Raw genomic sequence first — 16,194 nt, forward strand, 5'->3', positions numbered from 1 at the left:
AACGGGCGGTTGTAAGCCGCCAGCGGGCGCGGAATCTGCCAGCCCAGGGGGGGCTGTCAACGTCGTTTAACGGGGCTGTACGCCCTGCGCACCCTGTAGGTGTCAGGCACGGCTACTGAGTGTTGGCCCGCTGAACGGGTTTATCAGGAGCGCTGGTGCGGGGGGCCGCTCACCATCAAGCCTCGGTGGCGTGGAGGCCCTTGGCTGCACGTCGGCATGGGTACACCCTGCGGTGGGCGTGCCCCTGTTCCGTGGCTCTCCCGCACTTCGTGTGGGCCATAGGCTCAAATGGTGAGCAGCACACGACGACGCAGCAGGTCGAAGCTGGCGCGGCCATACATCAGACGCTTGAGGAACTTGAGCTTCGTGATTTGTCCCTCGGCCTGGGCGCTACTCCAAGGAGAGGTCATCGCGGCCCGTCAGCGGGACCGGGAGTCAGCTGCGAGGGCCATCAATCGTGCATCGAGGGCGACGATGTAGTCTCGGCCAAAGACTCCGTTCTCCAGTGCTTCAACCAAGTGCGCAGGGATGTTCTGCTCTACGTAACCTGAGCAGGCCGCAGCCGCGAGTGCAATGGCCGCGACCGTATCCACGTCCCCCCCGTAGGCCACGCATGCACGCAAAATGTCCGCGAGCGTATCGTGCGCAAGTACCGCCGTAACGGCGGCCCGTACACTCATCCATCCCTTCTGTCCCACTTCGCCGACCCATGGCTTCGCCCATTGCCCTGGCACTTGGGACTCGAGGAATGCGCCAAGCTCCTTCTTTGGGCCGATGTCGTGCGCGAGAAAGTGCGTCATCAGCGCTGCCGCCACGGCAGAGTTCACACCATCCACCGTGCGGTGAGTCAGCTCAGCCTGTATCGTGCACCGCTCGATGACCTGCCCAGAGGAGGACAACAAGCCAAGTGGTGGAGCACGCATGGCCGCGCCACTCCTATCGCTATTCGGGTTGATTCGCTCGAGGAACTCTTCGCCCGTCTCAATTTGCTCGAGCAACGCCTGAAAGCGCCGCGAATACCCTTTACGAGGGTCTCGCCGGAATGTTGCAACAAAGCAGCGAGCCAAGAGCTGTGGCGTCCATGGCTCGCCTGAGAGCATGGCCTCCGCCACCGCGAGGCTCATCTGCGTGTCGTCCGTGTAGCTTCCGGGGGCGAGAAGGGGCCGAGGATGCTCCACGTAGCGGGAAAGGTCGTTATCCCGCAGCACCCTTTCTGCACTGACGTACTCAAAACCGGCGCCATAAGCGTCACCGACAGCTAGCTCTAGCAGCATGCAGCAGAGCATACCAGGCTAAGGACGAAAGCGCAGTACGCTGTTGGTGTAGCCCCTGAAGAGTCGGACAGGCTCGTTCGGCAAGAAAGCGAGTCTGACGATGGAGAAGAAGACCCGGAGGGGGCCGAGGGGAGCAAGCGCCGCCGCCGGTACTCGGCGGAGGAGAAGCTGCGTTTGGTGGCCAAGTGCGAGGCGCCGGGGAGCAGCGTCTCCCTGGTAGCCCGCGAGCACGGCATCAACTCCAGCCTGTTATTCCGCTGGCGGCAGCTGAAGGAGTCGGGCGGCGTGTCGGGGCTGCAGGCGGGCGAGGCGGTGGGGACGTACGTGATGTACCTGCCACAGCCCCGACTTCAACCCCATCGAGCTGTGGTGGGCCGACCTGAAGCGGCAGTTGCGCAAGCTCGCGCCTCGCGCCGTCGAAGAAGTGGCCCGGGCGGTGCGTCGGCTCCGCGCGGGTACTCCTCTCGCGAAGCTCGCCGTCTGGTTCCGCCACTGCCTATCCTTCCTTCACCTCAACTGCTCTCCGGATTAGCCCCCTCTGTGTCGGTTCCAGTAGTGCTGCCTCAGGTACTCCAAGGCATCCGGAGGCGTCCTGAGCAGGCCTTCCTTCAGTCGCCACTCTGGAAGCTCGCCTCGACGGCCTCCAAGATGGACGCAGAAGTGCGCCTCTGCAGCAAGGTGCCAGGAGTGCTGGTGCCGTACAAACCCCTCGTCGAACCACTTCCCAAACTGCCTGAAGTATTCAGTCAAGATACCTTCGGCCCTATCGGCATCGTGGTGGAAGTAGTCCTGAAGGAAGCGCTCAGCTATCTCAATAATTAACAGCGTGTCAGGGTCATACTTGTTTAGATCTTGGCGCCAGCTCATCGGAGCCCTCGCTGAAAGAGTTCAATAGCCCTTTGAGTATGGATGCTCATTTGGCTATCCGAAGGCCACGGCCAATGGCCCACGGTACGGCCGTCGGGACCAAACCCGGATGGCGGTAGCTTCTGCCACATCGGTCCGGAAACAATATCGTACGGCCTTCCTCCGTGGAACAAGGTTATGGGCTCGAACTGACGGTGAAACCGAACGAAGTCCGACCAGTCCGGCGTTGGCCCGTCAAAGTGGAGTCGATCAAGCTTAGCCAACTCGGCTCGGGACACCTGGAACTCCAGGAGCGTGGCGTCATCGCCGAATTGTTGTGTCGCACGAAGCACAGCCATCTCCCGACTCTCGGACACATAGAAGCCCGGGCCAAAGTCGTTCTCCATTCGGGCGTACTTGAGGTCGATGCCATTTGTTCTGATAGAGGCAGCCCCTTGTTTCGATGTGCCGTGATAGAATCTGATTACATCGTCCGAGCCACCCTCAACGGCCTCTGTAAGACGAGGCGTTGTAGCCGTCAATCCCCCCGCAGGGATAGAGGGCGCGACCACACTCCCACCATTGACTGCTTCCGCTGCGCCCTGCTGGAGCCCCTGCGCAGCGCTCGAAGCAAGGTCGTCGCCGAAGCCAATGCCCAACTCCTTGAACAAGTTGGGTGCGCCGGTGAAGAGTTCGTCGCCGGCGGATGCAGAGTAGCGACCAAGGACCTTCTGCCCGACTGCACCGATGGCGCTTCCGAGGCGATTGACGCCTGGGATCTTTGCGAGGAGCGGCGTGGCCTTTCCAAGCACGGCGCCACCAGCAGCTCCCCACGCGGCGCCCTCCATCTGCTCATCGCCGAACTCGGACCAACTCTTGGCCTCACCGTCAAAGGTGAGTGCATTAAAGCCGGCACCGCCAAGAGCGCCTGACCCTGCGAAGGCCAGCAGCCCTCCGCTGGCGACGGTCAGGTCGATGGAAGCACCGATTTCAGCGCCGCCGATGATGTTCTGACCCCAGAGCGATAGGTAATCGGTAGTACCGCGCGCGCGTCCATTGATTGCATCACGTCCCAACGCGGTTGCCATCTGGCCGAAGCCCCAGAAGAAGCCCGTCGTCGCGCCGATGACCGTCGCCGACTCGCCGTTGGGGTCCGTGTACCGCGTCGGGTTCCCATTGGCATACAGCCACGGATTCAACCCCTGCGGCGTCCCAAGGTACGCCCCCGCCCCCATAGGGTCCTCGGACAGGAAGCGCCCGGTGGACGTGTCGAGCCAGCGCTGCTGGGCGTAGGTGAGGCCCGTGTCGGCGTCGTAAGCGTGTCCGGTGTATCCGATGCTGGGCTGGTTGGACGTCGGCCCGTTCCCGTCGCGGTAGTTGCCCCAGGCGTCGTACCTATTGGCTGTCAGCGTGCCATCGGCCGCGAGACGGCCCACTGCGCTGCCGAGCCCGTCATGGAGGATGCGCTCCCGTCCCACCGCCACCACCAACCCGGCCGCGCGCTGGTAGAGTACCGTCCCGGTACTCGGCAGACTCTCTTCGACAAGCGTCTCCCCGCTCCACAAGTATTCTGTGGTCGCGTCACCTGTCTTCCGGGAACGCCGCAGGCCCGCGTAGTCGTACTGGAACTTCACCTGACTCAGCTGTTGGCCCTCCGTTTGTTCCACCTCGACCAGACGCCCAGCAGCGTCGAAGTGCGTGAGTCGTGTGAAGTCTCCACGCCTTTCGCTGACAACGCGCCCTGCACTGTTCGTTTGGTACTGGGCCACCGTAATGTCTGGCATCGGCTCTCCAGTCTCCGGTGCCTCGGCCTTCTTTTTGACTGTGACCAGCCCCCCAATCTGAGGATCATACTCATAGGTGAGGTGCTGTTGTGGAGCCGTCAAAATGGCGAAACCGTCAGGACCTAGCACACCCGCGTACTCGGGGGCAATCTTCTCGGCCTTCCGCGATCCGTCACGACTAAGTTGATAGAGTACGGACTCGCCCCCCGGATAACGGACACCGGTCAATCGGTCTGCTGTATCGTATCCATAATGTGTCGTCTCGACTATCTCCGTACCGTGCCTGCGCACAGTCTCAGAGAGTCTGTTGTCCCGATCGTCGTAGGCATAACCAAGGCGAAGCAACGGCGAGGTGATTGGATTTGTGCAATTCTCTAAAATGGCCGCATGTGTCACTGATTTTATTCTGCCGCGTGCATCATAGCAGTATGATTGTTTGAATGCTGAGTCTCCCAGGTTAGACAGTCGTGATCCACCAGCCTCCCAGCCCACTCCAAGGGCCTGGCCATCAGCCAGAGTCACCGTGACCAGGCGTTGAAGTTCGTCGACGCTGTACTGAACAATTCCTGCAGGGGACTGCAGGGACTGCAGCGCGCTGCTGTTGTGATAACTGTAAGTTATCGAGCTCACACCATCGCTGTTCGTCCAGAGTCGATCGCGTGAATCGTAAGTCAGATTATGAGCGATTGCTCCGCTGCTACGGCGTTCAATCGCCTGCCGCAACTGATCAATTCCGTTAAAGACATAGTCGACGGATTCGATGTCTTTAAATGTTCGCAGCGATCCTGAAGCGGTACTTTGAGGAGGACCTGGCTTGAATACTTCGCGAACAGTTCGTCCGCGCCCATCGAAAAACCGTTCGACTCGCTCTCCCAGCGGATTCAGTACTTCAGCATTCCCGTTCAGCCAAAAGGTGCTCCAAGTGGACGTTCCGCGAGTTCGCGACCGCTCACGTCCGAGTGAGTCATACTTGAAGGTTGAAGCAGGCGTGACGGATCCAACCGGAGGATTGATGCCGGCGAGTCGCCCGAAGGCGTCATAGGTGTACTCGAATGATCCTATGTCGGCATTTGAAACCTGGATCAATTCATTGCTTGGTCCATAGTTGTAATTCCATGTGCCTGTTTCGACTTGCGAGTCGGCTGCGTGCCTGACCTGGGTGACATTTCCGGCATTATCGTGTGCGGCATGACGGGTGACCCGAAAGTCGCCGTCGCGCCCATATTTCTCTGTTTCCAGCAGCCCTCGGGCATTGAATGCCAGCATCCGGACGCGCTGATCTGGAGTCGTAACGGACTTGGGCAGGCCCTCCGCATAGTAGGAATATGAGGTGATTTCCGGGCCAAAGAGCATGTCCTTGACCCGTCCGCTTGCCTCGTACGTCCACGTTCGTGCGGCAACGTCGGCATCAAAGCCGAAGGGAACCTCCCACATCGATTTCCCGTCGGCATAGAAGTCCCACTGGTCCGTGCCGCCGCCCTGGGTGCGCTGAACAGCGTTACCGAGGCTGTCAAATCGTGTTGTTACAGTCCTGCCGCCCAGGTCCGTCGTTCCCCAAATCCACGAATCAACGACGGTAGACTGTCGGGGAAGCCACTGCGTGCTCGTCTCGTACCGGTATTCGCGACCCTGTGAAGACCACGCTTCAACTTCATTCCGTGTGCGGCCACGGTCATCAACACCACTTGCCCCTTCCCGAGACACCTCAAGCCGGGACTGGCCTTCCGCTGACTCGTGTCGCTTTACCCAGGTTCCGTCGTACCACGTACGAACAGTACGCGGCTCGTAATCCCCTTGTGCCCAAAGCTCCTCTTCTACCAGCCCGCGGGCGTTTCGAGTTTGGGTGACGATGGTGTCATGAGGGGCACGCTCCCTCTCTCGTCCACCACCGAGGTACTCGTAGTTCCACTCAGCCACCGCGCCAGCGGGGCTGCTTGGGGCCAACGCTTGGGTGCGACGCTCCAGTCGCCCCAGCGCGTCGTAGTACATCTGCAACTCAGCGTTGCTCTGCGGCCCGACTTGCCTGCGAATTCGGCCTTGCTCGTCATGATAGTACTCAACCGTGCCAGTGGAGGGGACGCTGGCCTTCAGGAGGTTGCCAGCCGAGTCATACTCCCACGTTGACTCTCGGCTGAACGTCGACGGATCGGTGTACTTGACCTGCCTACTGAGCGCGTCATGGCTCCAGGAATGAACGGCCAGTTGCCCGTCCACGGTCTCCTGCATTGTTCGAACACGTCCGAGCGTGTCGAGAGTGTACGTCCTGACCTCCTGCCTATTCGAATCCTCGTCCCGGCCGTTCAGATTCCTGGTCACGACAAGCGTCGTCGTCCCCGCAGATGAGTCGCTGTAGGCGCGCGTCTCAACCAGGGTTCTTGTTCCATGAACGGACTGAACTGTACGCTCGTGCCGCGTCATTCGTCCCATGACGTCGGCATATTCATACGTGTCTCGGAGGCCTGTCTCGTGGTCTTCCCGGAGCGTTACCCTCCCCGCCGCATCGTACTCCGTTTGTGAATTGATGCCGCCATGGCTGTCCGCATGGCTGGCAACCCTTCGTTCGCGGCCAAGCGCGTCCACGGTCGACTCAAGAATATGGGGCCTTGGGATGGACCCGTCCTTGAGTGAGCCAAATGTCCGCTCGACTACGGCGCCTGATGCGTTCAAGACGACTGTTTCGACATCAGAGAATGAGCAATAGCCCGAACAGCCGGGGTCATTGAGCTTCGATTCATACTCCCAACGGACCGCGCGCCCCAGGGCGTCGTAGCCGATACGCGTCCGCAGCCCGCTGCTATCGGTTTTCTCAACAACCTTGCCGTCTTCATCGAGCGAGTAGGTATAGGCAGCGACCGTTTCGACCTTTTCTCCGGTCAATCGTCCTGCTGAGTCATAGACGAGCTCATGGAGCTTCCCGCGTTCGTCCAGGAACGAGCGTAACTGGGTCCCCACGTATCCCGTGTAGTGTACCGTCGCCGGCTGGTTGTCCCGCCCGTAGCGAACGGTTTCTTCGCGCTTGAGCCCTTCCTGGGTCACGGTTTTCCGAATCTGTGTACGGCCCCAATGTCCAAGGGGAAGCGACTCCGTGACGGTCAGTTCATCGTCACCAAGCTCGTAGGCGTAACTCCACTCCTGAGGCGGCTGCCCTGCAACGGTTCGCGTAAGCGCTCGCCCGACCGCGTCATAGACCACCTCCACCTGGGCCCCGGTGGTCTCATTGAACTCTGAGATCCGGTTACCCAGTCCGTCGTAGGTGTAGGCGACGGTGTACTGGAGCAATCCCCCAGTAGGCGTCTCGGTACCGTGAGCAGGGTGCGTCACGGTCACGAGCGTGGGGAGTCCAAGCGGCTGGGTGTCGTGCCCCGAGTAGGTCATCGTGTTCCCCGCCGAGTCCGTTCCTTCGACGACAACGCCGTCTGGGTCAGGGAACTGGGACGCGGTGAAAGCGATCCCAAAGGGCGTATCACTGATGGTGACGCCCATCGGATCACCCGCATCCGACAGTGGCGTGGCTACAGCGGATTGTTGAGTGCCATCCTTGAGCACAGACATGCTCGTTACGCGTCCAGTGACCTCATGCCGGGACTGGACGGACCAGAGTTCGGTCGAGCTGCCTACACCTGGCACTGGGATGCTGTTCGGAGGCGACTGTTCGAGCAGCTTGCGATCGAGCTGCATCCGGCTGTTGTGGTCGTTCCGGATGCTCCGCCCGGAGGGAGACACCGAGACGTCCATCTGCACAGGGCCGCCCCGAGCATCACTGCCCCACGCCATCGTGCTGGGCCCCAAATCAGGGACGCGCACTGCGTTCGTGTTCCCATAGGCATTGAGCTGGAGTGTGACTTCGACACCATCCGGCCGGTGGATCTTTCGCATCGCGGAATCAGGCGCCACGATGCGCCAGCCCGGGCTGGGCATCCCCGTCCCATGGACCGATGTCACGACTTCGTGCAAATCCACATGCGCATAGGTGCCTTGCGCTGCTTCACGGCCGTACGTCGCTTGCCACTGGATTTTGCGGTCGCCCCCCATTGGCGGGCTCAAAAGGTACTTTGCCGTCTTGAGTTCATTCGAAGCGAGCCACAGCTTGTGCCCAGACAGTCCGGCAGGGAGTGGAAGGTACGTATACTCCCACGACTGCGTTGCATTCGAGTTCGTCCCTGGCGTTGCGCTGGGAAGCGGAGTGGACGTCCTCGTGACGCGCGTCAGGTTTCCGCGGGTGTCGTGCCCGAAATCCAGACTGTGCAAGACATTCTGGTCAGCGACAAGGACCAGTTCTACCGACTTCAGCAGCTTGAACCCTTGGTTTCGCGACAGGTTTTTCAGCCGGTAGGCGATGGCCGGATTCGCAACGTCAATCGCATCGTAGTCGAACTCGAGGCGCAGCTTGCCGGGCGAACGCTCCACGGTATCCAGGAGCGTGTCCTCCGCGCGGTAGGTCAGCTTCGTCCACCCCTCGTCGCCCACTCGACCCCGACCGTCATGGAACCTGTCGAGCAGCCAGCGTCGCCGCGTCTTCGTGGAGGAGCCACGCGCCAGCGTTCCAAACTCGTAGACAAACCCATCAGGGGTCTTCACCTCCACGACGTTCAGGTCACCTCGCTTCACCAGCTTCACGTCCAAGCCATGTGAACGGTCGGTGGCGCAATCCGCCGCGGTGGCTGCCTCTTCGTCAATGGCACCGCACAACGGAACGTCATACGCCTGTCCCGCGAGTACGACGGTATAGCGTCCGATCTTCTCCTCTTGGACATAGCCCTCGTAGCTGTGCGTCCACCCCACTCCCGAGGGCCCCACCCGACTGCTCTGGTTGTTGTAGGTGCGCGCGAAGCGGACCACCTCGGCCATTTGCGGGACGGAGAAGTCCTCGTGCTCGAAAGAGAGGTGCCCGTCGGCCACGTTGATGCCCTGAATGGTCGCTTGCCCCGGAGCTCGGGCATTGGCCCCCTCAAAACTGCCTCGAGGCCGACCCAGCCGCTGGACGAGCCGGCGAGGCTCGGGAAGCTCAATCTCCTGGATCAGGTAGAATCGTGTCCCGGGATCGGGTGCACCTGGCATGGCGACCAGATGCGCGGGGATGGGGAGATGGAAGAACCGGGCCGCGTTGAGCCCCATCTCGTCAAGCTGTTCGAGCTTCTGTTGCGCCGTCCCAGTTTCGCCTTGAATCTGGTAGGCGCCGTCGCCAAGCAGCTCTACGTCCGCTTGCTTGAGCAGGCTGTCCGCGGCGCAGTTTTCAGACGTGCAGACTTTCAAACGCCCTCGGTGAATGACACCCGGGTCGAGCGCGAACCGCGCAACGGCAGGAGTCGAAACGGGCCGGTCAAGCACCGCCTGACCTTCGTCATCGACTTCCACGGAGCGTTGCGCCGTGAAGGCGCTACCCGCCTTCAACAGGTCGACGCGAGGAGCCACCCCCATCAGGTTGAACCGATAGAGGACGTTCTCGGCGTTTCCGCTGAGGTACAGCTCCATGTACAGGATGTCATTCGCAGCGAGGACGTCGTCGATGAACTCGTTGTCGCACGAGCCGACCAACGCACCGTTGTCCAGGCTGATGTCGCACTCCACGCCATACTGGTCGCTGCCAAAGCGAACCACGTAGTCACCCGAAAGCGTTCCTGCCCGGCCGGGGGCGTCGGGCTCCAGGAGCGTCGCGAGAAACCGATACGAAAGGTCGTCTACGTTCGCCTCCGGCGAATCGCCCATGACGGGGCGCTGGCTCGCCCCGCCTTGAGCAACGACCTGGGGATTGGTGAGGTCCAGGACGCGGAACTCATGCTCCCGGTCCCGGTCGTAGCGCAGAACGCGGAACCCATCTGGATCCAGGCTGGAGTAGACGTTCTTCAGCCCAAGCGCGTGCTGGGGCATTCCTGGCAGGTGCGGGCCTGTGGGCTCTGTAAAGTCAGGCGGGCTGCTATTTCGCTCGTTCGGAGCCAGAACGCCGTCGCCGTCGAGGTCACGCGGGAACACCTCATGCCCAACGACGTGGAGGTAGTAGTTGGCGCGAGGCAAGCTGCCCACGGTCATCTGCTGACCGCCAGCTCCTTGGATGCGCATCGCCGCCTGGAGCGCGGCGGAACCTCGGCCTGGAACCACCCCGAACTGGGTCACCTCGGGTTGCTCCACGGCGGAGTTCGTGACGCGAACCACCCGTCCCGCGAGGGGCGGGACGCCAGCGGGCACGTCCTGGAGGTCCTGGCTCCGAAGGCATGCGGCCTGCTTAGTCGCGGAGGAAGCCGCACCTGGCCCATACTCCGAGCAGGTTTCGAGCAGCACTCCCGAGATGCCAACGTCCCGCACGACATTCGGGGTGCAGTTCGGGTTTGAGCCTCCATCCAGCCCGGAAGAAGGTCCGCACGGGGATACGCCACCATTGACCCGGTCGGGCGGTAGCCCCGCATCCACCGGCGAGGTGCGCACACCTCCGTCATCGCTACGCCACTCAACGGGGGCCATCGTCCGGACACGCCAATGGGTGTCCAGGTGCACGTAGGTGTCACGGGTCGTGGCAGCGCCGCCATGCCGGATGAGCGTCGGTGGCTGGTCCTGGCGGAGGCCACCGGCCTCGGCGCTTCGCCAGATCCGGACGTCGATCTCCGGAGGGAACAAGAACACCGGAGCGTCAATCCCAAGCTGTGCCACCGAGCACCGAGAGAGCTGCACGGTCTTCCCGAACTCCACGACCTGCAAAGGCCCGAGCTCATCGTCCTGAGCACAGCGGCCTTCCGCATCCAGCTCCTTCTTGGAGATGGGCGGAACGGGCAGCCGCGTCATCCCGGTGTGGCCCGTCGCATGGTTGACCGCGACGACCACCAGCGGCTCTCCCGCTGCCAACCGGAGGAAGTTGGAGTGGTTGTCCCGACACTCTGTTTCGTAGAACGCGCGATCCGCGGCGCTCAGGTTGCTGGGAGCCGGAGCGCTCGGATCCTGGACGATGGCGGGATTGAGCTCCCGGCATCGGTCGCGAATGACGCGCTTGAAGGGCGTCGTGGGGCCCATGCGAACGCGCGCATAGTGACCTTGCGGGTCGTGCTGTCCTTGCGGCGTTGGAGCGCACTCCGCATCGGCCACGCCCACGGTGAACTGGGCGATGGGCCGGGTCAGGTCCTCCCCGCGGAAGAAATGGACTTCCGTCTGGGCAATGTCCGCATTGGCAATCGAAACGTAGGTACCCGCATCCGGGCTGTACTCGCTGGACGCGTTGGCCTCGCAGTCATGGCGCAGCGGACGGCCTTCACGGTCAACGAAGTGCAGCGCTCCGTGAAGCAGTCGCGCGTCAACCAGCAGGTCCGCGCGGGTCTGCATGCCCGAAGAGACGTTGAACGTCGCCGAGCACGTCGGATAGCTGGCCGTCACCATGGAGTGAACGACCGGCGCGCCCGTGACGGTGTCCCGTCCGATCATGGGCCGGGAACCAAGCGGCACATCGGCGCAAGCGATGCCCATCGAGCTGCCGGCGGGTACCGTGACGGGAATGCCGTATTCGCCTGTATCGCCGGTAAGGCCACTCATCGTCGGGCCAGGTCCCGTGACCGTGACGCGCAATCCCGGGAACCGCACGACCGAGTGCATTTCGACCGTGCCCGCGGTGGCTTGTTCATCCTTCGTGAAGACGAGCCGATAGAGGCCTGCCGTTGGGCCTCCATCCGCCTCCGTACCTCCATCGGAATCCGTTCCGCCGTCCGATTCCACCAGGGTCGCCTGGACGCGAAGGGTGTAGCTCCTCCGCTCGCTCCCCATCCGCCCGCCGAACGTGATCAGCGTGGTGCCGCGTGTCAGCTCGACGTTGCCCGTCAGCGTGATTTCCGTCTGGTCCTCACTCTGGCTGCTTGCCGCCCAGACCTCGCCAGCGGGGGGGGCAATCTCAGCGCCACCTTCGACCTTCGCAGAGAGGAAGGCATCGAAACGCTCGCTCCTGGCGCCAGCGGAAATGCGCGTCACCTGCATCGACACGGGCAGGTGGTACGGGAAGGTCACCTGGCGAGGAACGGCGATGAACTCCTGCGTGGCCTTCAGGAGCGCCACGTCGAGTTGCCGATCCTCCGGGGCACGAAGCGCTCCGACCACCGTCGCGGGCACCTGGTTCTGGATGGATTGATCCAGGCTGGAATAGACGTGGTTGCCATACATGTACTGCGCGTGCGCCGTGCCCAGGAGCGCGTCGAGCGCCTCCCGCCAAAGGGGCCCAAGTGGGCGCGAGGGCAACAGACCAGGGGGCAGCGCCCCTTGAATGCCTCCGTCGCTGGCGGAGCTCCCCTGCCCGCCCATGTCCGCCAGGGCCCGCTTCACGATGTCATCCTGCGCCTCGGTGAGCGCCATGTAGCCGATGACTTCCACGGACCGGAGCTCCAGCGGCGTCTCCGTCCGGATGAACGCACCGTCCGAGGACACGCGAGCCAGCCCCATGCGCGCCAACGTGTGGTTGCGCGGCTCGTGTGCGAGCACTACGGCATAGCGGCCCGCAGCCATCTGCGTGACGTTGGGGAACTGCAGCAGCAGAGGCTTCTGGACGCGGAGCCCCGCCGGCCCGATCTGCCAGATGGCGGTGGGCGTTGAATGGCTCTCCAGCTTCATCGGGAGCGTGACGACCTCGAGACGCGTCGCCGTCAGAGTCCCCTGTGTCTTCCCATCTTCGAACAGCAGCGTCTCCGCGGCGTCATTGATGGGCCCATCCAGGGTCAGGCCCTCATGACGCGGCGAGAAGTCCACGTGCAGCGCCGTGGTGGTGTCCACGCGAACCGCGCTGTCGGTATCGACGGCGGTCAACGCGATGGGGACATCCACTGTCTCCTCTTCGGCGGTGAGGGTCAGCAGCCTTCGCACCGTGGGGAGAGGCCTCCCCTCCTGCGTCGTCCCGCCCTCGAAGCGCAGGACCTGCGGCCCCGACACCGAGGTGATGAGAGACCAGTTTCCGTCGGCGCCCGTGCGCACGGACTCCCCAGAGCTCTCCAGCACCACGCGAGTCCCAGGGAGCGGCTGGAAGCTGTCGTCCATCACGAAGCCCCGCACACGCGTGAGGGGCCGGCGCACGCGGAGTTCGCTCCGGAAGTCCGTCGCCTGCCCGGGCCCGATCTCCGCGGCCAGGTCTTCCACCTCGACCTGGAGCAGTTCGCTCTCGGGCAGCGGGGCGCGTGCGATGAACGTCGCGGTCTGGCCGCCTGGAGCAAGCGAATAGCCGCCCGGGAGCGGCGAACCTCGGTGAAGTACCCGGAAACCGGCGCGAACCGATTCAAGGGTGGCTGCCTTGTTGAACGACACGCTGATGAGCGCGTCCGTCTTGACGTCGAGAGCGCCTGTCTCCGGCTGAACGCCCGTGACGACCAGCGGCTCCGTGGCCGGATCCCGGTAGAACACCGTCACGGTGCTCCTCCCCGTGAACCCCTTCACATCCGTCGCGGTCACCGGCAGGACGTTTTCGCCGAGCGACAGAGGAACGTCCGCGACATAGACTCCGGGGGACTCCTCGGCGGCCAGGCCCGTGCCAACGCGGACCTCGCTCAGTGCCGAGAACGCCACGACGCGGGCGCGGACTCGGACGATGGAGGCGGAGGCTTCGCTTCCGCTGACCGGCTCGAGCACGGTCACCCGCGGAGGGGCATTCTCCACGTTCAGCACGACCTCCCGCCGCGTCTGGTTGCCTGCCCGATCACTGGCAACCACGCTCACGACGGTCTGCCCCATGGTCAGCGTCACGGGCATGCTGAAGCTTCCGCCCAGCACCGTCACGGGCACGCCTTGGACGGTGACGCCCGCCAGGTGGGTGTCGCCCACGGTTCCCTGAATCAGATAAGGCGACTCGCTCACGGTGAGCGGGCTCGCGGCGGGGCGCGTCACCTCCAGCGACGGGGCGGTCCTGTCCACCTCGACGTCGCGAACCGTGCTCGCAGTGCGGCCATCCGCGTCGGTCACCACGAGGTTCAGCGAGTGCTCCCCCTCTGGCAGCGTGATCGACTGGCTGAAGCTGCGCACCGTTACCGTCGCGCTGACGCCATTGATCTTCACGTCAAGCGGGAGCGTGCCCCCTTCCACCTGCCCCACCACAGCCAGGGTGGCGCCTCCCACCACCGCGTCGGGCGAGGGCATATCCACACGAAGCACGGGCGCGGAAGAACCGGTGCCAGCGTCTGTTCCAGGCGTCCCCGAGTCCACCGGCGGCTCACCGCCAGCGTCGGAGCCGCTCCCGGCATCGGGCGGCGTCCCTGCGTCTCCTGTACCCCCATCCGGTTGGGGCACGACTCGCGTGACATCAATGCTGCTCTCCGTCCGAAGCCCATAGCCATCCATGGCCACGACGCGAAGCGTCTGCTGTCCCGGAGACAACTGCACGGTCCGGACAAACGCCCCATCCCCCGTGAGCGCCGCCAGCGCGCTCCCGACCACCACCGTCACGCTGTCCTCGGAATCCGCGACGGAGGCAGTGCCCCGCACCGTCACCGTGGGCTCTTCGGTCTGCAGGCCAGACGACGGCTCGGTCACCGTGAGCGTCGGCGCGACGCTGTTCGCGCGCACCTGGAGCGTGCGTGAATCGGAGAGGTTGATGGCATCCGTGACCAGGAGCTCCAGCGTGTTGCTCCCCTGAACCAGGGGGAAATCGACCTCGAAACCGCCGTCCGCCGCCACGCTGACGGGCGTTCCATTCAGGGTCAGCACCACGGGCGTCGTGTCCGTCGCCGTGCCACGGACCTTCACGGACTGGCCCCCGATGCGGGCACCCGCGGAGGGGCTGCTCACCACCAGTTGTGGCGGCGTGGAGTCCCTGAGAACGGTGACGGACGCGACGCCCGAGTTCCCCGCCGCATCCAGCGCGGTGACGACGAAGCTGTTCGCTCCTTCGGACAGCGTCAACATTCGCCGCCACAGGCCATCCTCGCCGCGAACCAGGTCCTGGCCACCAACCTTCACACTGGCCACGACATGGGCTTCCACAACGGAGGCGACCAGCTCCACCTGCGCTTCCTGGGTCACATGGCCCGCGGCAGGCGCTTGCACCGTCAGCGTCGGCGGCACCGAGTCAATCGTGAAGGCGCGCTCGACCTCCTCCACGTTGCCCGCCCGGTCGACGGCGCGAACGACGAGCACATGCGGACCTTCGGCGGAAACACTTCCTCCGCTCTCGAACGGCAGACCGTCCAGGGTGGCGGTCACCGTGTCCAGGTGGTCCTCTTCCACGGTGAACGTCAACACCACGGGACCGCGGAGATACTGGCCGTCCTGAGCCCCGCTGATGGAAATCACCGGCTTCTGGTCGTCGAGCGTCACAGAGCGGCAGGTGCGGCGGATGTTCCCGCAGGCATCCCGAGCCGTCGTGACCAGCGCGTTCTGTCCAGGGAGCAAGGGAACCGCGGCGGTCCAGGTGCCCGACGTCAGCGTCGCGGCGACTCCATTGACCTCGACGCGAGTGACCTCCGCCCCCGCGGTGCCACTGGCCTCAAGCGGCGTAGTCGCCGCCAGGGCCCCTTCCAGGGGCGACGTCAGCTCGAGCTGCGGCGCCACGGAGTCGACATCCACCACGCGGACGCGAACCCCGGAGCCCCTGCCTCCCGTCAGCTCCACTTTCAGCGTGTTCGCCGCCAGCAGCGGCACTTCGAGGACGTGCGGACGACCGGGCCCCTCCTCCGGTCGCAGACGCATGACGACGCGCCCGTTCAACATCACCTGCCCCGCGAGCGCGGCTCCCTCCTGCGTCTCCACGACGAGCACGCCTTGCGCGCCAAGGCCGGCCCCGTGGAAGCTTCGCGTCTCACGCGTTGGGATGCCGCGGCCTCGCTCGACTGTCAGGTCGAGCACCGCGCATGGAAGCTGCGACAGCCGGGCCACGGAGGCCCGGGCGGTGCTCCCCCCCGTGGCGCGCAGCTCCAATTGGTTGGTCGCCCCCAGCCACACGGCAACAGCCTTTCGGCCCTCGCCGCTGCTGGCACTGACGACACGCTGGCCGTCCAGCAGCACCTCGGCGCTTCCCGGAGCGCCCTGCCCCTGGCCATCCCCATGCTGGAGCGCGAGCAGTCCCCATTCGCCAGCCCGCGCCGTGAAGGACACCACGCCCGGGGTGCCTGATGAGTCGATGGGGCCCGCCACCCAAGCCGCGGAGTGCTCTTCCGTCGACACAGCCGAACAGAGGTCTGCGGGCGCCAGGTCGCCAGTCTCGAGCGCCGCGCGCATGACCTTGGCGGCGGTCTCCTCGGGGGGGCGTGACTCCTGAGAACATGCGGCGACCCAGAGCCCCATCGCCAGAACCTGCAGCAGCCGACTCATCCGACTTCCCTTCTGTGCACGACGCGCCCTGGCCCCGC

Annotated in this window: 3 protein-coding genes and 1 pseudogene; 1 reads left to right on the forward strand and 3 read right to left on the reverse strand. The window is 64.0% G+C overall.

From position 1 onward, the window contains the following. Nucleotides 1-284 precede the first annotated feature (284 nt). Both KGD87_RS08260 and KGD87_RS08265 read right to left on the reverse strand, forming a co-directional pair. Entirely contained in the window at nt 285-410 is a 126-nt protein-coding gene (locus KGD87_RS08260; protein WP_284666917.1) for a hypothetical protein, read from the reverse strand. A gap of 9 nt (nt 411-419) precedes the next feature. Then, complete coding sequence (locus tag KGD87_RS08265) at nt 420-1,274, reverse strand: ADP-ribosylglycohydrolase family protein (protein WP_284666918.1); 855 nt, start codon at nt 1,272-1,274, stop codon at nt 420-422. A 147-nt stretch (nt 1,275-1,421) separates the two neighbouring features. On the opposite strand from KGD87_RS08265, the pseudogene KGD87_RS37035 reads away from it, so the two are divergent. Then, nucleotides 1,422-2,096: pseudogene (locus KGD87_RS37035) on the forward strand (transposase); the annotation flags it as partial. Between the two features lie 41 nt (nt 2,097-2,137). Here the strand turns inward: KGD87_RS37035 and KGD87_RS08280 are convergent. Further along, nucleotides 2,138-16,156, reverse strand: a complete 14,019-nt coding sequence (locus KGD87_RS08280) for an RHS repeat-associated core domain-containing protein (RefSeq protein WP_284666920.1) — start codon at nt 16,154-16,156, stop codon at nt 2,138-2,140. Nucleotides 16,157-16,194: the final 38 nt, after the last annotated feature.

Origin of the sequence: Myxococcus sp. SDU36 (genome assembly GCF_030168875.1) — a bacterium.
Taxonomy (GTDB): Bacteria; Myxococcota; Myxococcia; order Myxococcales; family Myxococcaceae; genus Myxococcus; species Myxococcus vastator.